Origin of the sequence: Edaphobacter dinghuensis (assembly GCF_014640335.1) — a bacterium.
GTDB classification, from domain to species: Bacteria; Acidobacteriota; Terriglobia; order Terriglobales; family Acidobacteriaceae; genus Edaphobacter; species Edaphobacter dinghuensis.
Map to the genome: position 1 here is coordinate 77,905 of NZ_BMGT01000005.1, position 20,870 is coordinate 98,774.

Annotated in this window: 19 protein-coding genes; 5 read left to right on the forward strand and 14 right to left on the reverse strand. The window is 58.4% G+C overall.

Features of this window, described 5'->3' with window-relative positions; all coding sequences use genetic code 11:
* Positions 1-31: 31 nt before the first annotated feature.
* From IEW09_RS18465 to IEW09_RS18485, 4 genes are all read right to left on the reverse strand, one after another.
* Positions 32-1,285 (reverse strand): GRP family sugar transporter, encoded by a 1,254-nt coding sequence (locus tag IEW09_RS18465; RefSeq protein WP_188555737.1) that lies wholly within the window; start codon positions 1,283-1,285, stop codon positions 32-34.
* Between the two features lie 379 nt (positions 1,286-1,664).
* Complete coding sequence (gene bamD / locus IEW09_RS18475) at positions 1,665-3,395, reverse strand: outer membrane protein assembly factor BamD (RefSeq protein WP_188555739.1); 1,731 nt, start codon at positions 3,393-3,395, stop codon at positions 1,665-1,667.
* A gap of 245 nt (positions 3,396-3,640) precedes the next feature.
* Positions 3,641-4,330 carry a ribulose-phosphate 3-epimerase gene (gene rpe, locus IEW09_RS18480; protein WP_188555740.1) on the reverse strand — a complete coding sequence of 230 codons (690 nt, stop codon included), beginning with the start codon at positions 4,328-4,330 and terminating at the stop codon, positions 3,641-3,643.
* A gap of 212 nt (positions 4,331-4,542) precedes the next feature.
* Positions 4,543-5,910 carry an excinuclease ABC subunit UvrC gene (locus IEW09_RS18485; RefSeq protein WP_188555741.1) on the reverse strand — a complete coding sequence of 456 codons (1,368 nt, stop codon included), beginning with the start codon at positions 5,908-5,910 and terminating at the stop codon, positions 4,543-4,545.
* A 52-nt stretch (positions 5,911-5,962) separates the two neighbouring features.
* Between IEW09_RS18485 and IEW09_RS18490 the strand changes: the two genes are divergently transcribed.
* A complete protein-coding gene (locus IEW09_RS18490; RefSeq protein WP_188555742.1) occupies positions 5,963-6,814 on the forward strand; it encodes a DUF4262 domain-containing protein in 852 nt (283 codons plus the stop codon).
* 5 nt (positions 6,815-6,819) lie between these two features.
* Here IEW09_RS18490 and IEW09_RS18495 read toward each other — a convergent pair whose 3' ends face one another.
* The 4 genes from IEW09_RS18495 to IEW09_RS18510 all read right to left on the reverse strand — a co-directional run bounded on the left by IEW09_RS18495 (position 6,820) and on the right by IEW09_RS18510 (position 11,043).
* Positions 6,820-8,208, reverse strand: a complete 1,389-nt coding sequence (locus tag IEW09_RS18495) for a TldD/PmbA family protein (protein WP_188555743.1) — start codon at positions 8,206-8,208, stop codon at positions 6,820-6,822.
* 11 nt (positions 8,209-8,219) lie between these two features.
* Positions 8,220-8,528 (reverse strand): hypothetical protein, encoded by a 309-nt coding sequence (locus IEW09_RS18500; protein WP_188555744.1) that lies wholly within the window; start codon positions 8,526-8,528, stop codon positions 8,220-8,222.
* An 83-nt stretch (positions 8,529-8,611) separates the two neighbouring features.
* Positions 8,612-10,054, reverse strand: a complete 1,443-nt coding sequence (tldD, locus tag IEW09_RS18505; protein ID WP_188555745.1) for a metalloprotease TldD — start codon at positions 10,052-10,054, stop codon at positions 8,612-8,614.
* Positions 10,055-10,182: 128 nt separating this feature from the next.
* On the reverse strand, positions 10,183-11,043 hold the full coding sequence (locus IEW09_RS18510; protein ID WP_188555746.1) for a glycoside hydrolase domain-containing protein: 861 nt from the start codon (positions 11,041-11,043) through the stop codon (positions 10,183-10,185).
* A gap of 86 nt (positions 11,044-11,129) precedes the next feature.
* On the opposite strand from IEW09_RS18510, the gene IEW09_RS18515 reads away from it, so the two are divergent.
* The 3 genes from IEW09_RS18515 to IEW09_RS18525 all read left to right on the forward strand — a co-directional run bounded on the left by IEW09_RS18515 (position 11,130) and on the right by IEW09_RS18525 (position 13,668).
* Entirely contained in the window at positions 11,130-11,657 is a 528-nt protein-coding gene (locus tag IEW09_RS18515; RefSeq protein WP_188555747.1) for a YfiT family bacillithiol transferase, read from the forward strand.
* A gap of 8 nt (positions 11,658-11,665) precedes the next feature.
* Positions 11,666-13,279 carry a hypothetical protein gene (locus tag IEW09_RS18520; RefSeq protein ID WP_188555748.1) on the forward strand — a complete coding sequence of 538 codons (1,614 nt, stop codon included), beginning with the start codon at positions 11,666-11,668 and terminating at the stop codon, positions 13,277-13,279.
* A gap of 77 nt (positions 13,280-13,356) precedes the next feature.
* Entirely contained in the window at positions 13,357-13,668 is a 312-nt protein-coding gene (locus tag IEW09_RS18525) for an FmdB family zinc ribbon protein (protein ID WP_188555749.1), read from the forward strand.
* Positions 13,669-13,677: 9 nt separating this feature from the next.
* Here IEW09_RS18525 and IEW09_RS18530 read toward each other — a convergent pair whose 3' ends face one another.
* From IEW09_RS18530 to gatB, 5 genes are all read right to left on the reverse strand, one after another.
* Complete coding sequence (locus IEW09_RS18530; RefSeq protein WP_188555750.1) at positions 13,678-14,022, reverse strand: cupin domain-containing protein; 345 nt, start codon at positions 14,020-14,022, stop codon at positions 13,678-13,680.
* Positions 14,023-14,070: 48 nt separating this feature from the next.
* Positions 14,071-14,388 carry a DUF6496 domain-containing protein gene (locus IEW09_RS18535; RefSeq protein ID WP_188555751.1) on the reverse strand — a complete coding sequence of 106 codons (318 nt, stop codon included), beginning with the start codon at positions 14,386-14,388 and terminating at the stop codon, positions 14,071-14,073.
* Between the two features lie 76 nt (positions 14,389-14,464).
* Positions 14,465-15,979, reverse strand: a complete 1,515-nt coding sequence (locus IEW09_RS18540; RefSeq protein WP_229739443.1) for a hypothetical protein — start codon at positions 15,977-15,979, stop codon at positions 14,465-14,467.
* Between the two features lie 38 nt (positions 15,980-16,017).
* On the reverse strand, positions 16,018-16,935 hold the full coding sequence (locus IEW09_RS18545; RefSeq protein WP_188555752.1) for a TIGR03435 family protein: 918 nt from the start codon (positions 16,933-16,935) through the stop codon (positions 16,018-16,020).
* A 210-nt stretch (positions 16,936-17,145) separates the two neighbouring features.
* On the reverse strand, positions 17,146-18,624 hold the full coding sequence (gene gatB / locus IEW09_RS18550) for an Asp-tRNA(Asn)/Glu-tRNA(Gln) amidotransferase subunit GatB (RefSeq protein WP_188555753.1): 1,479 nt from the start codon (positions 18,622-18,624) through the stop codon (positions 17,146-17,148).
* 133 nt (positions 18,625-18,757) lie between these two features.
* On the opposite strand from gatB, the gene IEW09_RS18555 reads away from it, so the two are divergent.
* Positions 18,758-19,759: a zinc-dependent alcohol dehydrogenase family protein gene (locus tag IEW09_RS18555; protein ID WP_188555754.1), complete on the forward strand. Its 1,002-nt coding sequence runs from the start codon at positions 18,758-18,760 to the stop codon at positions 19,757-19,759.
* A 66-nt stretch (positions 19,760-19,825) separates the two neighbouring features.
* On the opposite strand, the gene IEW09_RS18560 is transcribed toward IEW09_RS18555, so the two are convergent.
* The gene (locus IEW09_RS18560; protein WP_188555755.1) at positions 19,826-20,815 is read right to left on the reverse strand and encodes a substrate-binding domain-containing protein; all 990 of its coding nucleotides are present in this window, start codon (positions 20,813-20,815) and stop codon (positions 19,826-19,828) included.
* Positions 20,816-20,870 lie beyond the last annotated feature (55 nt).

The following is a 20,870-nucleotide window of genomic DNA, read 5'->3' on the forward strand; positions in this document are numbered from 1 at the left end:
TGAAGCATACCCAAACTCTGCGTACACCAACCTACGAAAACCGCGTCCTCCTCCACAAGCTCCACGTCCCCGCAATCAGGCTTAGCAGCAGCACGCCGCCCAAAACTGCAATCCAGCGAACATCCATCGCCAGCGGAGGCACCACCGCCCGCACTCCCAGCCAGATAAACACGCCCGTCGCCGCAGCAATAATTGCATAGTCCCACCAGCGCCGCCTCTCGTTGCGCGTGTTGAACTCGTCACCGGCCATCGCCATCATCGTCTGGTTATAGTCCAGCCCATAGCGCTCGCACTCCCGCAGCACCGCCTCGTTCGTCGACGTCTGCTCCTTCGACGACGCCACCGCCGTACTGATCGCCAGCGCCCCCAGAATCATCACCACCGACCCCGTCACCACCAGCAGCTTATGCTGATGGTCCGCTGCTGCCAGCTCCCCAAACACCAGCGCACCCCATGCCAGCCCCCAAAGCTGGTTCGTATTCGACAGCGGAATCCCGCGCCCAATCCCGACATACTTCGTCGCAAACTGCTGAAACAGGTCGCCGATGACCCAAACAAACCCGCCCAGAAACAGCCAGAACACCATTCCCCGCAGATGGAACAACTGGAACGAAGGCGAATGCAGCCCTCCATCCAGCGCCACCGTCAGTGCAAACACCGTGCTCAACTCCCCCACCGTAAACGCCGTCACAAACGACAGCGGATTCATCCCGCTCAAATACGCCTTGCGATAAGGAACATACATCGTCCCCCACATCAAACTCGCGCCAGCAGCGGCCAATATCCCGCCCACCGCATTGTGTCCCGTGGCCGTCCCGCCATGCAGCGTACTGAAGCCCAGCATCACCGCCGCAGCCACAATGGCCACCGTCCCCAACACTACCTTGCCGATATTCTTTCCACTCGCTCCCTCCAGCTCACGAAACAGCAACCGCCCCCACAGCAGCCCAATCAGCGAGTTCGTATTCCACAGCGGAAACGCCACCGCCAGGCCCACATCGCGAATCGCAAACACCGTCAGCGTATTCGCCACCGCCCACAGCGCCCCGGCCAGCAGCGCCCACACGATCAGGTGCTTCTTCTCAAACAAATCGGCAAAGACGTAACTCGTCCCCTTCAACAGCGTCGGAAACGTCCACCGCGCCGTAAACACCCCCGCCACCATGCACAGCGAGATCGCAAACGGGGAGAATCCCGCATTCACCAGCTTCGTCGGAGCCTCCGCCGCGCCCAGCCAAACCCCGGCCGTCAGCCCGCAGACCACACCTAAGCCATGCAGCGACATCCCCGTACCTTTTTTTGGGCTCTTCGTTACCGCACTTCCCACAAACGTATCCCCATTCCATCCAACGTCTTCGATACAGGTTTTAAAACGAGCTCAGATTTTAACTAATGCAGCACGACCAACAGGGCGATCCCGGCGATCAGCACAAAAAATGGCACCAGAAAATGACTATCGGTCACAACCGTTTTTACGTCACGAAGAAAACTCATCGCAGAAACACTCTACTTTCCGTCAATCTCATCCATAGTAAGCGGTTACGTTGCAGCCCAACCGTATATGCCGATATAAAAGCCTGTCAAATAATCATGCGGAACGGTCCAGTTCCGCAAAAAAGCCCCGGAGTTCTCCAGGGCTTTTCGCAATTGATTCTCACTAAAGTTTAGAACGGATTGAGCTTATCCAAGCCCTTCTTCTTCTTGTGCTTGCTCGACGACTCATCCGACTTGTCGAACGCGGGCTTGGTCTTCTTGCCCTTCGGGTTCGGCGCCTGGGCCGCTGGCTGGCTTCCCGGTTTGATCTCATTGACCGCATCGGGAGCGTCTCCGGCCTTCTCAACAGCAGGCAGAGGCGTATTGTTCGTCGGGCCGACCGCCTTCAAACCTCCATTCGCGTCGCTCGCCTTCGGAGCCGACGACGGCGAGACGATCTCGACGCCCATCGAATCCGATGCTGTTCCCGACGAAGTATTGCTGGTCGCGCCCGGAACGCTCGTCTGCACCGCAGAGCCGTTGTCCGAACCCGGAGCAGCCGTAGGAACATCGTGGAACGCCAGTGGTGCAGCCGGCGTCGTCGGCGTAGCAGGAGCAGCAGCCTCATCTGCCGGCGCAGCATCCGCCGTCGCCGCAGGCTCGGTCTTGGCCGGCTCCTTCGCCGCAGTCTCTGGATGCATCGAGGTATTGAAGTCCGAAATAATCTTGCGCGTAACATCCGGAGCCAGGGTCGGCTTGGGATCGGTCAGCGACGGGTCGCCGATATGGGCCGCCATCACCGTGTCCGGCGTATGCATCACCAGCAGCTTGGCGCGCTCCTTCAGGTTGTAGCCCGAGCGGCTGTTCTCCAGCGCTTCGCTCGCCGCCACCTGCTCCGGCGTAGGCTTCGGAATCGGCAGGTCCATCGCTGCCAGCCGGTCGCGCGCATCCTCTACGTGCGGCGAAGCCGAGTGCTCGAGCACCACCCTGCGATATGCATTCGCCGCGGCATCGTCATAGATATGCTCCAGCCGGGCCTTCGCAGCCTCGGGCAGCCGGATCGAGCGGACATACTTCGCCTCTGCCTCGTAGGCATCGCCCAGTCCCACCAGCACATCGTCCATGTGGCTGTACTCGGGATAGGTGTCCACCACAGTCTGATAGCGAGCAATCGTCGCAGGCCACGCGGCACGCGACGCATAAAAGTCGCCAATCTCTGCCTCACGCTCTGCCAGCACCTCCTGCACCTCGCGCAGGCGCTGCTTGGCCTGCGGCACCAGCGACGACTCCGGGAACTGCTGCAGCATCAGCCGGTACTCTTCCTCGGCATGGGTGGCCTTGGTATAGTCGCGGTCGGGCTTGTCCATCTGGCGGAAGTAGATGTCACCTACGCGCATCTGCGCCTCGGCGGCCTCAGGTGCGTTGGGGAAGAAGGTAATGAAGTCCTTGTACTCGCTCTCGGCCTGCATCAGCGCAGCCGTGCCGCCTTCTTTGTACCAGCTGTCGGCAATCGCCAGCTTGGCGCGCATCTGAAACTGCGAGTCGGGATAGGTATTGAGGAGCGTCTGCAGGTCGAGTCGCGCGACGTCGAAGTGTCCCTTCTTGGTGGCAAGAACCGCCTTGTCGTACAACTCCTTATCCGGAAGCTTCGCGTCCTGCTCCGCAATCGGGGTCAGCGCCTTATCTTTGCGCATCTGCTTCTTGGTGTCCTTCGACTCGACGACCTTGTCTTCCTTCTTGTGCTTCTTGCCGGAAGCTGACAGGGTTACGCTCTCCTGCTGCTGCCCATTGGCGTCGGTCGTCGTCTGCGACGAGCCCGTCACCTGTGCTCCTGCAACCATTGAAGACGTCAGCAATACCGCTACCGCCACCCCGGCCAGCGCGCTGGCTTTCAAACTTGGAAAAAAGGAACGCTCACTCATCCTGCGGTGTACCCCATAAGCCTCGCGCATCAGCGCACAGGCTGCATCCTATTCTAGTCTTTCCCGTCAGCCTTGTGCGGCCGAAGCTGTCCACAAACTGCATCCCGGCCAGACTCTCAAAACTACGCCATCTCGACCGTAGCAGCAATAAAGCACGTCATCTCGACCGTAGCGAAGCACAGTGGAGAGACCCCTGTATTTCGCTTTTTTACCTGCTGCCGATTTCAATCACAGCCAGTCAGCCCTTACTTCTTCTTTTTGGGCGTACTTTTCGGCACACCCGCACGCGCAACCTTCAAAAACTCCCGCGCATTCTGCTCCGTCTTTCCGGGACTAAAGATAGCCGATCCAGCCACCAGCATGTCTGCTCCTGCTTCGACCACAGCACCCACCGTATCGTGAGCAACGCCGCCATCGACCTCGATGCGGAACCCAAGCCCCATCTCCTTGCGTAACGCCGCCAGATAGGCAATCTTCTCGAGCGCCAGCGGCAGAAACTTCTGCCCGCCAAACCCCGGGTTCACGCTCATCACCAGTACATAGTGCACCATCGGCAGCACTTCGATCAGCGTATCCACCGGCGTCGCCGGATTGATCACCACTCCCGGCTTCATGCCATTCTGCTCAATCAGTTGCAGCGTCCGGTGCAGATGCCGGCAGACCTCCTGCTGCACGCTCACCATGTCCGCGCCCGCCTCGGCAAAGGCCGGAATGAACGCATCCGGATTCTCCACCATCAGATGGCAATCGAGCGGCAGCTTGGTCACTGGCCGCAGCGACTGCACCATGGGCGGCCCAAATGTAATATTCGGCACAAAATGCCCATCCATCACATCCACATGGACGATGGTCCCGCCACCCCGCTCCGCCGCCGCCACTTCGTCGGCCAGATGCGCAAAGTCAGACGCAAGTATCGAAAATGCCAGTTCAATCAAAAGGAAATCGCTCCTGCCGCCAGTTTACCAGCGCCCTACGCTATCGCCCACAAATGCAAGTCATCTCGACCGAACCTCAAACATACGTCATCTCGACCGGAGCAAAGCGAAGTGGAGAGATCCCTGTATTTTGTATTTGCAATGAAGCCGGGTGCGCGCGCCCCATGTCCCGATTCTGGGACATGGGTTTCCACTCAACTCTCCAGCCTCCGCTATTCGACCTTCTCCCTCTTCTCCGCCATCACAACCACCCGCTCCACACCTTCCCTGCCCTCATGCAGAATCTTCGTCTTCGCCCCCTTCGCCGCCTCGCGCTGCGTCTCGGCCATCTTCTTCGGCTCGCCCAGCGCCGCTCTCGCCGCTCCCCGCAAAATCCGTCGCACCGGCCATCCTCCATCCGCATTCGGCAGAAAGACTTCGCCCGTCCGCTGCTTCTCCGGCCTGTAATACCAGCGTTTGAACAGCGAAAGATGATCGCTCAGCAGAGCCAGATCACTGGCCTTCCCCACCTTAGCCTCAAGCACCCCCAACACTGCCGCAGCCCTCACCTCAGGCGAATCCACAGGCAAACCCACCTCGCCCTCCAGAGGAACCGCCTGCAACATCAGCGGCTGCGCAAACAGCGAGCTGCCCACGCTCGTCTGCTCCTTCACCGCCCTTACCCCCAGCGTAGAAAGCCGCTCCGGCCCTGCTAGACATCCGCCCTGCAACAAAAACAAAGCCGCCTGATCCGGCAACTCCTTCTCCACCACCGCCGTCTGCACAATCACCGCCCGCAGCTTCGGAACCGGCTGCACGATCTCATCCGCCTGCGCCGCAGCAGCCTTCACCTTCTGCCACTGAGCATGCAGCGCTGCCGCCCTCTCAAACTCCATCTCCGCCGAAGCCTGTTCACGTTCCTGCTCGATCGCCGCCAGCCTGCTCTCACCGCGCGTGTCGAAGAATGCCTTCACCGCCACCGCCTCCGCCGCATACTCCTCAGGCGTGCAGGCCTGCTTGCACGGCTCCATGCACTTCTTCATCTCCCCATACACGCACCCCGGATGCTCCGGATAAGGCTCCAGATCCTCCCAGCACCGCCGCAGCTTGAACAAATCGAGCACCGCATCGCAGTACCGCTCCGCAACCGACCGCGAAGGAAACGGCCCATACATCTCCCCGAGCCCGCGCTTCGACAACCGGTTCGTCGCATACACCCGCGGATGCGCATTCTCCATCGTCAACCGCAAAAAATAAGGAGTATGCAGCTTCAACCTGCGCCGCGCCTCGGCATACCCAAACAACGCCACCGCCGCGTCATACAGCACCAGCGACGACTCGAAGTCAGAGCCCGTGACGCAGTACTCAATCCGCGCCACCTTGTCCCGTAGGTTCAGCCGCTTCGACTGCGACTCCGGCGGATCGAGCAGCCGCCTCATCCTCCGCCGCAGATCGGCCGTGCGCGTCAGATAAGGCTCATCGCCCTCGCGCGCGCCGCACAGCGCAAACACACCCGGCAGCGCAGGCACCGCCCGCAAAATCTCCTCTGCCCGCTCCGGCGCAAAGTCAACAACCGTATCGAAATGAAAACGCAATCCCACACCCGGATTGTAGCCTCGTGCATAGTTAGTATGTTCTTAATAAGGCCCATATATGAGCACATCAATTCGTAACTTTGAGACGGATCGTAGCCGTCGATTGCGAGCAAGCAACCTAAGCACGCAAGATGAGAAGACTATTTCGAATATCGAAAAGTATGGCTGCGAAGTTATTCAAGTGGAAAAAAGCGGAGCAGGTCCGGGATGGTCGTACACGATTGGCGTTTACGATACATGCAGAAGACCCGAGATTATCGTAGTAGGACTTCTCAATAAGACAGCACACGTTCTTCTCAACGAGGCCGCAAAGGCACTCAGAAACGGTATCGATCTCACTCAGGGACGTCATCGCGAGATGATTGGCGAGGTCGAGTGCGAGTTCCGTCCTGTTGATCCTAAGTGGGTAAAGCACCTGATGGGTTGGGCAACATGGTATTACGATGGCGAATATTTCCCTGTTCTACAAGCTGTCTATCCGGACCGTAAAAATGTCTTTCCGGGAGAGCCGAGTTTTGAGACATATTTTCTACAGCCACTTATGCAGGTTGACGCACCGATGACCAAAACCGAGGAAGACTTCTGGTCTTCGGCGGATCCGAAAAGCAGCTTCTTCGATTGGAAGTTTCCCGATCCGCCGCATACGCAAGTCTTCTTGTCAAATACGGTTCACGCCGGGACAGAAGCGGTTATCTATGTTTCGCATGATCTCTCGGATGGGGCATGGCAATTCCTCGCCGATAGCATGTCTGACGGTGGCGGCCCGGTGCTCTCCTGCTTGCATCATCAAATTGACAAGGATGCGAGCCTAAAAGAACTGGCAGACCTGCCCTTAGGTTGGTGTGCTGAACGCGAAAGGCCAGGATATCCGTGGGTGCGGAGGGAGCTCGAGCCAGAAGAAGAGTCCTAGCGGAATCAAGCCCCGGCGATCATCATCCCTTCAACGCGAATAGTAGGCGCCGCACTCGATCCGCGAAACACCAGATCATTCCCAATCGCGACAATGTTCTTGTACATGTCCTTCAGATTGCCCGCGATGGTGATCTCTTCCACCGGATAAGCCAGCTCGCCATTCTCGATCCACATGCCGCTGGCGCCCTGCGAATAATCTCCCGTCACAAGGTTCACGCCGAAGCCCATCGTCTCTGTGACATAAAGCCCACTCTTCACATCGCCAATCAACTCCTGCGGAGTAAGCGTACCCGGCTCAAGATAAAAGTTTCCCGCGCCAATCCCCGGATTCCCCGCCAGCCCACGCGATGCATTGCCGGTCGACTTCATCCCCAGCTTCTTCGCGGTATAGGTGTTCAGCACATAGTTCTTCAGAATGCCATTCGCCACCAGCACCGTTCGCCGCGTAGGCAAACCTTCGCCATCAAACGGAGACGTGCCAAAGCCGCCGATACCATCAAAGATCATCGTGCCGTCATCGACGACAGTAATGTTCTCTCCCGCCACCTGCTGCCCAAGCTGATCGCAAAAGAAGCTGGCGTTGCGATAGATCGAATCGCCATTCGCCGCTTCAAAGATATTGCCAATGATCAACCGCGCAATCTCCGGCGAAAACACTACAGGAGCCTTCTGCGTCTTCACCTGCCGCGCTCCAAGCCGCGCCAGCGTCCGCCGCGCCGCCTCGTGGCCAATCTCCTCCGGCGACTCGAGCTTACGCGTCGTCCGCGCAGCCGAGTACCAGTAGTTGCGCTGCATCCCGCCCTTCTCATCCACCGCAATCGGCATCGCAGAAAAGCCGCAGTACGAGCGGCGATACTCGCCCACAAACCCACGCGAGTTAACCATGATCTTGTGCGAGGTCGCCGTATCGAAGTCACCGCCGCCCGAGTTCTGGATGCGGGTGTCATAGCCCATCGCCGCAGCTTCCACGCGCCGCGCCGTCTCGATTCGTTCCGCCGGAGGCATCTCGTTGACGTCCTCAAAGTAGAGATGCTGATCCTCTTCGATCTTGCCGAACTCATGCGCCTCGGGCAGACCGGCAAACGGATCCTCGCTGGTAATCTTCGCCAGCGCAATCGCACCATCCACCAGTCGCGCAATCGACTCCGCCGAAAAATCTGACGAAGACGTGCTCGCCGTCCGCTGCCCGACAAACACGCGCAACCCAATAGCCCGCGAGCCGGACTCCTTCAGTGTCTCCACCTGCCCCAGCCGCACCAGCGCCGAAAACTCATCGCCCTCATAGACGACGGCTTCGGCATCAGTCGCGCCAGCCTTGAGAGCCTTGGCGAGAACATCAGAGGCTAATTGTTTCAATTCGGAACCGGAGACGTGTGACTCAAGCTGTGGCAAGATTCAATACCTCATTGAACAGGAGATTGTGACGGTCGCGGCTCGCGGCCATCCGTAGCTTTCAGAAAATACATTCCCACAGCGCAGTACTCCGAGTCGCTCTTCAGCTTATGCTCGACGTGCGGTGGCGGTGCATTCTCCGTATTGCGATGAAACACCTTCAGCGGACCACCGCAGCTCTTGCAGCGAAACTCCGTATCGTTATCGTTCAAAGCATCGGCAATCAGCTTGACCTTCCAGAACGGCTCGTAACCGCCCGTGGCTTTTACGCGCCTGCGCTTTACTTCACACTCATAAAACTTTTCACGTTCGACTGCCATGGTTCACCTCGATCTGTTGCCTGGTGCGGTGCGCATGGGTTCGATTCCATGAGATATAAAAAATAAGCAAAATTACTGAATAACTACTGCCCGGTACCGCCGACCGTCATGCGATCAAGCTTCACGGTAGGCATGCCAACGCCAACAGGAACGCTTTGGCCATTCTTGCCGCAGGTTCCGATGCCTTCATCGAGCGCAAGATCATTCCCCACCATCGACACGTACTTCAGTGCCTCGGGACCATTGCCGATCAGCGTCGCGCCCTTCACCGGCTGCGTCACCTTGCCGTCTTCGATCAGGTAAGCCTCGCTGGCCGAGAAGACAAACTTGCCGTTAGTAATATCCACCTGCCCGCCACCAAAGTTCACGGCATACAGCCCACGCTTCACGCTCTTGATAATGTCCTCAGGCATATCGTCACCGTTGAGCATGTAGGTGTTCGTCATGCGCGGCATGGTAATCGCCTGATAGCTCTCGCGCCGTCCGCTGCCGGTGCTCGCCGTGCCCATCAGCCGAGCACTGAGCTTGTCAGTCAGATAGCCCTTCAGAATGCCATTCTCGATCAGCACGTTCTCCTGCGTCGGCGTGCCTTCATCATCGACATTCAAAGATCCGCGACGGTTGGGCATCGTCCCGTTATCGACCACCGTGACCTTGCTCGAAGCAACCTGCTGACCAATAAGCCCGGCAAACGCCGAGGTCTTCTTGCGATTGAAGTCTGCTTCAAGTCCATGCCCAACAGCCTCGTGCAGCAGAACGCCGGGCCAGCCGGGGCCAAGCACTACTTCCATCTCGCCAGCCGGAGCATCGACCGCTCCCAGTTGCAACATCGCCGTCCGAGCAGCTTCACGAGCAAAGTGTTCCGGGCTCTTCTTGCCCTCAAAGAAATCGAGCGCAACGCGCCCGCCGCCGCCGCTGGTGCCACGAGCAGTATTCGGGCCGTCCTTCGCAATGACAAAGACATTCAAGCGAGCCAGAGGCTGCGTATCGCTGGCAAACGTGCCGTCGGAGGCAGCGACGAGGATGCGGCGCAACTCATCATTGAAACCGGCACGAACCTGCACGATGCGCGAGTCATACGCACGAGCAGCCTTATCAGCCCGCTCAATCAGCTTGAGCTTCTCCGAGATTTCGGCGTCGGAGGTAGCTCCGGCGACGGGATAAAGCGTCGGAGTCTGCGTATGGGTAAAGCCATGCGCCAGTTCCTTTGCCGGGCCGCTGGCGATCAAAGCAGCGGTGCGGGCGGCTTTGAGGAGGCGGTCGCTTGAGAGGTCGTCGGTGTAGGCGAAGCCGGTGCGCTCGCCGCTTAAAACGCGGATGCCGCAGCCTACGCTGATGCCCTGGCTGGCGGACTTGACCAACGACTCGTCGATGCCGAGCGAGGTCGACGTAACTGACTCAAAATAAAGGTCTGCGTACTCTCCTCCGGCGGAAAGCGCCTCGCCCAGACAGCGTTCCATCAGACGTTCGGAGATACCCAGCTTTTCAACGAAATAGCGCTTGTGATCTACGGAGGAGATAGTCATCTTGTTCCGATTGTAGGCTTCGCCGGAAGGGGTCGCAAACGGCGGCGAAACCCTATGTAACCACTAAAGCCCTACTATAACGGTTACATCGAAGATTGTGTAACCGGTAAAACAGCCTTTAAGTGGTTTCATCGCCCTCGAGAGGGATCTGACGAGTCTGCCGCATTCAGGTCCAGGGGGAGAGTTTCGATGCCGGGAACGTGACAGTTGCCATCCTTGGCATAAGTCTGGGCGCAGACCGTAGTGATGGATTTGCGCCGCGGAGACTGGGCATACTGCCAAACCATCGCATCCGGAGTTCCGCTGGCAGCAAGCGAGGGGGCCTGCACGACGCAGCCGTTCGACGGCGGACATGCGTCCTGCGCAACCCAGAGAGCGATCGGGTGCAGGTGCTGTGCGGCAACGTGGCTACGAATGTCCTCGGCTGTTGTAATCGTGTGTCCGTGCCCCTCGTTGACAGGCTGGCCGCTAGCGTAGACGCCGGGACGATAGCCAGAGCGAGCCACGGCCTCGGTCCACACGAAGAGATAGCCCGCCTGTTCCGGCAGGAGACGGCCGCCTTCTTCCTGATCGAGAAAGATGATTGTGTTGGGCGAAAAGTGTTCGCGATGCGCTGCGGCGATGGCGGCAGCGGCATCACTTTTTCCGAGAGCAGCGGGCGCGGTGCCGGACTTCTGCGCCTTTGTAAGCTCGTCGTCGAGCCTGCCGTTGAAGAGCACAAGAAATCCGAAGCCATTGTGCAGCAGCGCATCGCGCTTGCCCTGCCAAGTATTCTGCCGGTCACCGGGTGGATTGTTGAGCCAGTATCCAGCGAAGGAAAATTGCTGCCGCAGAGCGGGGAGAGAGGAGTCGCCTGGATAGTCGTTGAGATCGAAGCCGAGATAAGAGTGCTTAGCATGCAGCGGCTGATGATGAGGGCCCGAGGGCTGCTGTGCACCGGCAACGGCAGCGAGGGTGGAGAGGACGAGACTCGTGATCAGAAGACGCATGTAAAAGTAAGACGTTGAAAATGCCTTAACTGAAGATACGAAGGCATATGCTACCTTGCAATTCAATGAATTTTAAGGAGCGAGCCATGTCTGAACATGATCCGCGATATCCGATTGGGAGATTCAACAAGCCTGCGATCATCACTGCCGATGATCGGCTTCGCGCGATTGCGACGCTGGCAGAGCTGCCTGAGATGTTGCGCAACGCCGTTGATGGCCTGGATACCGCGCAACTGAGCACACCGTATCGCGAGGGCGGATGGACGGTGCGGCAGGTGGTGCATCATGTTGCCGACAGCCACATGAATGCGTTTATCCGCATGCGGATGGCGCTGACCGAGGATTGGCCGACGATCAAACCCTATGACGAAAAGGCGTGGGCGAGGCTGCGCGATGCGGCGGCTCCGGTGGAGTGGTCGCTGGAGCTGGTGGAGAGCCTGCATGCGCGCTGGGTGATGCTGTTGCAGTCGTTGAGCGAGGAGCAGTGGGCGCGCGGCTTCAATCATCCCGAGAATGGGCCGGTCACGCTGGATGTGGTGGTGCTGACGTATGCGTGGCACTCGATGCATCACGTCGCGCATATTACCCATCTGCGCGCAAAGGAAGAGTGGTAGATGGCGGCATGAGATCGTCGCGCACGACTGCGGCAGAGCCAGAGCAAACCGTAGAGCAGATCGCCACAGCGCTGGAGGGCTTTCTTGCCGAACATCCCCAGGCAGTCGTGCGCGAAGACGGAAAAGTGCTCTTCGATATGCGCGCGGCAAAGTATTCGCTGACGACAGAGCATGGGCGATGCACCCTGCATCTTTGGAGCGAGGACCGCAACCTGGTTCGGCGAGTGGGTGGAACGGTGCTGCGAAATGGCGTGCTGCGCCTGAGCACGCATCGCTTTGGGCAGACGAAGCCGCAGACGCTGGAGCTCGCAGCGGACAAGGACCGGAGAACGCCTTCGACACGCGAGGCTACGCGGGTGAAGTATCTGCGTGTGCTGGAGCGTGTGCTCGAACAAAGCTTCGAGGGTTGGAAGCCGGAGGGCTTTCGCACAGCGATGGATCTCGAAAAGAGCTTTGGACCAGCGTATGCGCGGGGATCGCTGGTGCAGGGACAGAAGGCGTGGGCCGTGATTGCGGTCAATCAAGAAGAGACGCAGGCAACTGTTGACGGGATTCTTACGCTGGGAATTTTGTGGCTGCATCATTGCCGGGAATCGGGGAGCGGGCGTCGGCTCTATCAGGGATTGCGGCTGATTGTTCCGCGCGGAATGACAATGCTGACGCTGTCGCGACTGGCGTGGCTCAACCCTGAGGCTGCTCAGTGGGAGTTGTGGGAGCTGGAGCAGGAGACAGAGTCGTTAGAGCTTCGCGATGCGACCGATCAAGGCAACCTGACGACGCGACTGGTGCATGCTCCCGATATCGCCGCTGCACGAGAGCGGTTTGCGAGTGCGGCAGAACGCGTGATGATGCTGGTGCCGGAGGTGATGCGCGAGACGGTGGAGCAGAAGATTCGCAGCGGAACCGAGATGGCATTTCTACTGCATGGCTTGGAGTTTGCACGGGTTCGCGCAGGGTATGCGGGCAGTTCCTTCAATAGAGCGCAGGAGATCTCCTTTGGTGCGGGCGCGAATGAAACTCCGCTGACCGACGAGAATGAGGCGGAGTTGCAGAGGCTGGTAGAACGCTTGTTCGCGCGACGCGACGCAGGCGGCGACATTCGCGATCCGCTGTACAGGATGCAGCCGGAGCGTTGGCTGGAGAGTATTTTGCGGCGCGATGTCGAGCCGCTCGATGCACACCTGAACGCCGCACATGTTTATACGCAGGTCCCGGCGTTCGCTGCGGCCGATCGCGGCATGCTCGATCTGTTGGGCGTGACAGACGATGGCAGACTGGCCGTGATTGAGCTGAAGGCCGATGAGGACCTGCACCTTGCCTTGCAGGGACTGGACTACTGGGTGCGGGTGCGCTGGCATCATCTGCAGAACCCTGATCAGATCACCGGGCTGGGAGAATTTCAGCGCCATGGATACTTTGGCGGAGTGCAGCTATCGCCGCTCGCACCGAAGCTTTACCTGGTGGCACCGGCGCTGCGAGTGCATCCGGCGACGGAGACGGTGCTGCACTATCTGTCGCCACGCGTGGAGTGGATGCTGGTGGGGCTGGATGAGCGCTGGCGTACGAAAGTAAAGGCAGTTTGGCGCAAGCGGAGCAGAGTCTCTGCCGACGCTACGCGATAGACCACCCGAACGGAAGAAGGGCGCGGCCAACACTGTAAAATAGAGTTGTATCTGGACAGATAGGAAACGACTCCGCAATGCCGCTCTACGAATACGAATGCACTGCCTGCCATCGCCGCACCGAGAAGATACAGAAGTTCTCCGACCCCGAGATCACGGTATGCCCGTACTGCAACGGACATCTTGAGCGAGTTCTCTCCGCGCCTGCCGTCAGCTTCAAGGGTGGCGGATGGTATGCCGATGGCTATGGCAATGCCAAGCCAAAGGCCGCCGAGAGCAAGAGCAGCTCTTCGACGAGCAGCTCGGAGACGAAGACGGCCGCACCTGCGGCGACGGCTGCGCCCGCGGCTTCTGCACCGGCATCGACAGCGAGCTCCGACAAGAAATAGCGCGGGACGCTACGCCTGCGGCAATATGTGGATGAGCTCCTGCTCTCCGTTCAGCAGGTAGTAGGCAATGAACTTCATGGGCTGGGTCGTGGAAGCGTTGTCGAAGCGTGAGACGACAGCGTTCGCCGGTTCATAGAATGCCGAACCGGCTGGCAGTCTTTGGATATCGGTGTCACCTTCTTTTTGAAATAAGGCTTCGCCTTCGGCGATGTATCCCACGACGGGACATGGATGGAGATGACGGCCGGTCTGTTGTCCCGGTTGAAAGACTATCTCGCGAACTTCGACGCGCGTGACGGTGGCGGTTCCGAGCACCGCGCTCAGCAGCGGCTTTCTTAGGATTGAATCTGGCATGCCGTTTGGATTGCGGTGCTCGGGTTGCGGATTCAACTCTTGCGTGTTTTAACTCTTCTTCTTCGGGACCTTTGCACCGGCTCTGCGTGCCTCCGATAGGCCGATGGCGATGGCCTGCTTGCGGCTAGTGACCTTCTTGCCGCTGCGGCCGCTCTTGAGCTTGCCCTGCTTCATCGCTTTCATCTCGCGCTCGACGCTCTTGCCTGCGGCCTTTCCGTACTTGCGGGCTGAAGTGCTCTTCTTTGCAGAGGTCTTCTTGCTTGCGCTTTTTTTCGTTGCAGCTTTTTTCGTTGCGCTCTTTTTGCCGGCTGTCTTCTTGTGGGTTGTTTTCTTCGATGACTTCTTTGCTGCCTTTTTGGTTGCCATAAGAATCCTCCCTGACTTTAGGACTCTGAAATTGCTTTCCTACGTTGCATCGTGCAGTGTGAGTTTGCACGCAGCACTATCGTGATCGCCTGCGTCTCACGATCACGACTCCGAGCAGTAAGACAGCCGCAGATATACCGGCCAGTCTTCCGAGCATCTTTCTCGTCCACGATTGCGTGCGCTCGAGCGTGCCGTCGTGCCATGCGGTCTGCACGGCTATGAGATCGGCAGTGAGACCGGGGATCGTGATTGCATTCAGATTGGTCGTCGGCAGAGAGCCGAAGATTCGCTCGGGCTCTGGTGGTTTTCCGTTGCGGTCCTTTGGGATGGCTTCGAGGAGTGCATTGATCTCGGCGTCGCGAGGATCGTCGAAGAGTGCGCCATCCGCGGTGTTGGGAAACAGCGTCGCGTTGCCGGTCATCTTCTTTTCGATGGCGGCGACGCTGTCCTGGCAGACGCCGAGCGCGTAGTAGCCACCAAAGGAGAGCGTTGGCCGCGCCTGGTGCTGATGCATGTAGGCGACCGACATCCTGCCTGTGAGGCGAGTAATTTCGACAGCGTCGGCGTCGCGATACTCGTGCGCGTGACGGCCGAGAACCCACGGTTGATCGAGCGTGTCCATGGTGCGGAACTCGGCCTTGCCGTCGACGCCGAAGTACCAGCTTACGTCGGCGTTGATCTTCGGCCCGCGAATCTGCCACTCATATTCGGCATGGCTGACCGGGATGAGCAGCGTTCGTTTCGTGCCGGGGATTTTAATCTGCGAGCTCACCCAGAAAGGCATCATGACGTCCTGGCCCTTGTAGTGGAAGTGGCCGAAGTTCGCGAAGTAGCGAGCGTCCCACACGATGACGGTGTGGCCGGAGTCAATTAGCGCCTGCGCAAGCGCCTCGGGCGTTGTGGCTTTCTTTCCATCCAGCTCTGCGGTGGCCTGGGGTGTATCGTCGAGCGCGTTGAGGCTCAGGCGGTTGAGCGCGTCGGCCATGCGCTGACTTTCTGCATGAAGCGGAGAGAGCTTTGTGTTGGCATCGTCGCCGCGAAGCACGCCCGCACCGAGGCTGCTGACCAGACCTTCGCGATGGAAGCCAGGCAACGACGAAGGCTTGTCGAGATCGATCGTCTCCGCGTGTTCGAGCGTGTAAGTGCCGAGGTCGATGAACTGCTTTGCCTGCGCGGTGGACATGCTGCTCTTCGGGCTGCCGGGATGCCGCGCGGCGAGGTCTGCAAGGGCCTCGTTCTTTCCGGCGATGTGTCCGGCGACGCGCACGGTGGGGTTGATCTCTTGCATGGTCCAGCCGGGAAAGCGATCAAGCCCCTGCCAGTCCTTGCCCAGAATCAACTCGCGCAAGCGATGCATCAGGGCCGGAGTCATTAGTGCGGGACCCTGCTTTCCGCTCTTATCCAGTTCCGCGAGGATGGCTTCGGTAAATCCGGGGTTAGCTGAGAGCTCACGCATCATCTCGGCGAGCATCACGGTATTGGCAGGCATCGGCTCCTCCGGCACAACGTAGGGCGCATCGCTTCTGCAGCCGATCAAAGCGGCCAGCACGATGATGCTGAAGATACGGCCAGGCTTTTGAAGGACAGGCATGGGCATCCGCCTATTAAACCTCAGAAAAATCCCATCCACTAATTCTCCGAGGGTTTTTCGATGTGATCGATCACTAGAATCTTTTCCGGCGCCTTCGTGGGCTTCAGTTTGAGGCCTAACTGGTCCTGAATTGCGGTATCGAGCGTCGGGACGGGGTCCATATCATCGGCCTTCCTATCGTCTAACTGTGCGCCGTGATATCGCAGGATGAAGTCGTATTTACCAGTAAGCCCGGTCTTATCGACGATGGGATGGCCAAACTGTCCGGCCAGCATATCGGTGATATCGCTCATCGAAGCTCCGTGAGCAATAAAATCGAAGCCGACCCGGCTATCGCCTCGCTGGTAGAGGCGGGGTATGGGTTTGTCGCCCCATGCTTTCCTCTCCTCGGCACTTGGCGGTTCGCCCTTTGATACCTGCATCTTCGACCCTTTCTTCGACACCAGCAGATCGTAGGCCGGAGCTTCTCGCGTCTCCCAGTGGACCTTCAGCTTGAAGCGGTCAGCAAGCAACGCTTGAAGCATATGCTGGTGTTCAAGCTTTTCCTGATCTTTATTCAACCCTGCCAGACGTTCATCGGCAACGTCGTCTGACTTTGCCTGAATATTGAACGTTGTTCTGGAGTCCGGCACGCCGGATATTTGATCCCACCGGATGCCGTATGCCATGGCAAGGAGATTCATGTAGTTGAAGTTTGTCGCACGGAAAGAGCCGGTATGGGGTGCAAAGAACGCACTGACCATATAAGAATCTGCCACCGGGCTCTGCCGGATGGAAGCCACATCAAACGTCAGCGTCGGGACATATGCCTTGCTTGCAGTTGTTGCAGCAGGAGCCGCATCTGGGGTCGCGCCTGCCTGCGCGAATGTGAGCGGCGAAGCAACCGCCATCCAACCAGCCGCGAACAGCAACAGCTTGCGAACCGAACTCCATCTGCATCGCAACAGGTTTGCCATAGCTGCTTTTTCTCACACCTGTTTAGCCAATTGATGGGCGGGTGTCAAGCAGGGGCAGGAGAACAAAGACAAAATACAGGGGTCTCTCCACTCCGCGGCGCACGATGAAACTGTGCGCCGCTCCGGTCGAGATGACGTGCGGTTGAGGCGCACCTTATGGTCTAGATGAGAGAGATTCTCACGGCGCAGTGGGCGCCTTGAAGCGATGATTTAGCTGTCGAGTTTTTTTACTACCAGTTCGTTTAGTAGTGCCGGGTTGGCCTGCCCCTTGGAGAGGCGCATGACCTGGCCTACGAAGAAGGCGGAGACCGTCTTCTTACCGCCGCGATACTGCTCGACCTGTTTTGGATTTGCGGCAATGACTTCGTCAATCATCTTTTCGATGGCAGACGCGTCTGAAATTTGCTGCGGCTTCTCGCGTTCGTAGACTGTGGGGAAGTCTTCGTTCTTTTCGAAGCAGGTGTCGAGAAGCTGCTTGAGCATCTTGCTCGAAAGCTCGCCTGACTCGGCAAGGTCGGCGGCCATGACGATTCCGGCCATCGATACGGGAGACTGATCGAGTTCGAGGTTTGCGAGGCGCAGGCGCATCGTCAGTTCGCTGGTCAGCAGGGAGGCTACACGTTTTGGGTTCTTTGCCTTCTTTGCTGCGGACTCGAAGCTGTCGGCGAAGGAGCGGGTGGCTGTCAGCGTTGCGGCGTCCTGCGCGGAGATCTCGTACTCGGCGATCATGCGGGCGCGACGGGCCTCTGGCAGCTCGGGAAGATTTTTGAGGATTTCGGCCTGCCACTCCGCGCCTACGACCAGCGGCGGGAGGTCGGGCTCAGGAAAGTAACGGTAGTCGTGTGCCTGCTCCTTGGAGCGCATGGAGAAGGTCCGGCCTTCGGCGTTGTTCCAGAGGCGCGACTCCTGCACGACGCGGCCGCCGTCTTCGAGGACGCCGATCTGGCGCTCGATCTCGTACTCCACCGCCGCGCGGATGTAGCGGAAGCTGTTGACGTTTTTAACCTCGGCCTTGGTGCCGAATTCTTTCGCGCCTTTAAGCATGACGCTTACGTTGGCATCGCAGCGGAGAGAGCCTTCTTCCATGTTGCAGTCGCTGACGCCGGTGTAGAGAAGGATCTCTTTCAGCTTGGTGAGGTACTCGAAGACCTCGTCGGCGGTGCGCAGGTCGGGCTCGCTGACGATCTCTACTAGTGGCGTGCCGCAGCGATTGAGGTCGATGTAGGTCTTCGACACGGAATCGGCGAAGCCGTCGTGAACGCTCTTACCGGCGTCCTCTTCCATGTGCAGACGGGTGACGCCGATGCGCTTGGATGCGCCGGTTGCGTCGGGAACGTCGATCCAGCCATGCTCGGCGATGGGCTTGTCGAACTGAGAGATCTGATAGCCCTTGGGCGAGTCGGGATAGAAGTAGTTTTTGCGGGAGAAGATGCTGGTCTCGCGAATCTCGCAGTTGATGGCCTTTGCCGCAAGCACGGCAAACTCTACCGCCTTGCGATTAAGCACGGGCAGAGCGCCGGGAAGGCCGAGACAGGTAGGGCAGACGTGCGTGTTTGGATCGCCACCGTATTGATTAACGCAGCCGCAGAAGGCCTTGGACGCGGTCAAAAGCTGGACATGAACCTCCAACCCAATGACGGGCTGATACTTGGCGAGAACCTCGGGCGAGAGCGCTGTAGCGGTAGACATAGTTTAATAAGTTGATTCTAACAAGCGCTTCTCTGAGGTATCGGTGTCAGCAAGATTGTTTGATACCCGTCAAACGATTAGAGCATCACATGTTCATGCGTCTGTGATGACGTTAAACGAGAGAGGTTGACTTATGTCCAAACAAACTGCAAAGGTCGTTCGTTTCCACCAGACCGGTGGCCCTGAAGTTCTGCAAATCGAGGAGCTTCCGTTGCCGGAGCCCGGTGCGGGCGAGGTTCGCCTGCGAATCAAGGCTATTGGGCTTAACCGGGCGGAGGTCATGTTCCGCGAAGGGAAATATTTGGTCGATCCCACACCTCCATCCGTTTTGGGATATGAGGCTTCGGGCACAGTCGAGGCTATTGGGGAAGGTGTCGATCGCTCGTGGCTGGGCAAGACTGTGAGCACGATTCCTGCCTTCATCATTGGTAAATACGGTGTCTATGGAGAGGCTGCTGTTGTACCCATATACGCGGTTGCTGAATATCCCGCCAAACTTTCGCCGGAAGAAGGAACATCGATCTGGATGCAGTACATGACGGCGTACGGCGCGCTGATTCGCATCGCCAACCTTACCCGCGGCGACTATGTTTTGATCACCGCTGCGAGCAGCAGCGTGGGAATTGCTGCCATTGAGATGGTGAAGGCCGAGGGAGGCATCAGCATTGCGACGACACGCACGTCAGCCAAAAAGGCGGAGCTACAGGCGCTTGGGGCCGACCACGTGATTGTCACCGACGAAGAGGACCTGGTGAAGCGAGTGCAAGAGATTACGGGCGGTAAGGGTGCGCGGATTGTCTTCGATCCGATTGGCGGCAAAGGCCTGGAGGCGCTTGCAGCGGCCACGACACATAGCGGAATCATCATTGAATACGGCGCGCTCGCTACCGATCCCACACCGTACCCGCTGTTCACGGCCCTTGCCAAACAACTCACCATTCGGGGATACACGCTGTTTGAAGTTGTCGAGAATCCGGAGTGGATGGCTAAGGCCCGGCAATATGTCTTCGACCACCTTGCGAATGGCGACTTTAAACCGTGCATCGACAAAGTGTTTCCGCTCTCGCAGATTGTCGAAGCCCATCGCTATATGGAGTCGAACCAGCAGATCGGCAAGATTGTCGTCACGACATAACTCAGTTCTGCTGTATCTATCGTCTGAGGCCCTTGCAACTGCGGTCGCAGGGGCCTCGGGGTGGTTTCATTGCTGACGGGATGACTTGATCAATAGAGACTGCACGTTGGTCTTGTCTATCAGAGCGACGCCTGTGTCGATGAAGGCCGGGAATGGCGAATTGGGATCGAGGCCATAGTCGCCCGCCAGCGGCTTGACCGGGTAGTGATGGACATCATCGAGTCCTTTCAGCCCTAAGAACGCCATGGTGTAGGGTTTTTGCGAGATGGTCGAGTCGATCACACCGCTCTGCACCAGATTGAGTGTCGCTTGATCCACGTCCATCGCGACCAGCAAGCGGTCTTTGGAGTTGGCGCGCTTGTAGGCCTCGCCTACGTCCTTGCCTGCAGAGGCCTCGAGACAAATCATAGCGTCAATCTTGTCTTTTCCGGTTTTGCCGAGATACTCCTGCGCCTTGTCCATAGCTAGCCCGGAGTCACCCTTCATGTCGAAGACATCGACAATCTTGATTCCCGGATAGCTTGCGAAGACGTCTTTGTAGCCCTTCAGTCGCTCTTCGAGGTTCGGCTGGTTGGCGATGGTAAAGAAGACGACATTGCCTTTGCCGTTGAGTTGCGCCGCCACGCGCGCGCCGCCTAGTCTGCCTGCCTGCAGATTATTTGTCCCGATAAAGTAGAGCCGATGGCTGGCCGGTGCGTCGGAGTCGATGGTAATGACTGGAATGCCCGCGGCGACAGCTGCATCGATCTCGGGCTGCATCAATTCGGCGTTGGCGACGGAGACGAGGATTCCCGCAGGCTTACGAGCGGCGACGGTGTGGAACTCTTTTACCTCATCCTGTGGATCGAACGAGGTTGGTCCCCAGACCTCGGCGGTGACTCCATATTGAGTCGCAGCTGCCTGAAATCCATCAGCAGCCGTCTTCCAGTAAGGCAGGTTGATGTTGGTCGCGACCAGGTAATAGTGCTCACTTTTGCTGTGCCGGGTGCAGCCCGTAACCCAGGGAAGCATCACCGCTAAAAGCACCCAAATTGCCGGCTTTCGTAGAGTGTTCATGCTCATCCTCCGGAGATTCAGCTGTCCGAAGCACCGCAGCCCTTCCAGGATCGGG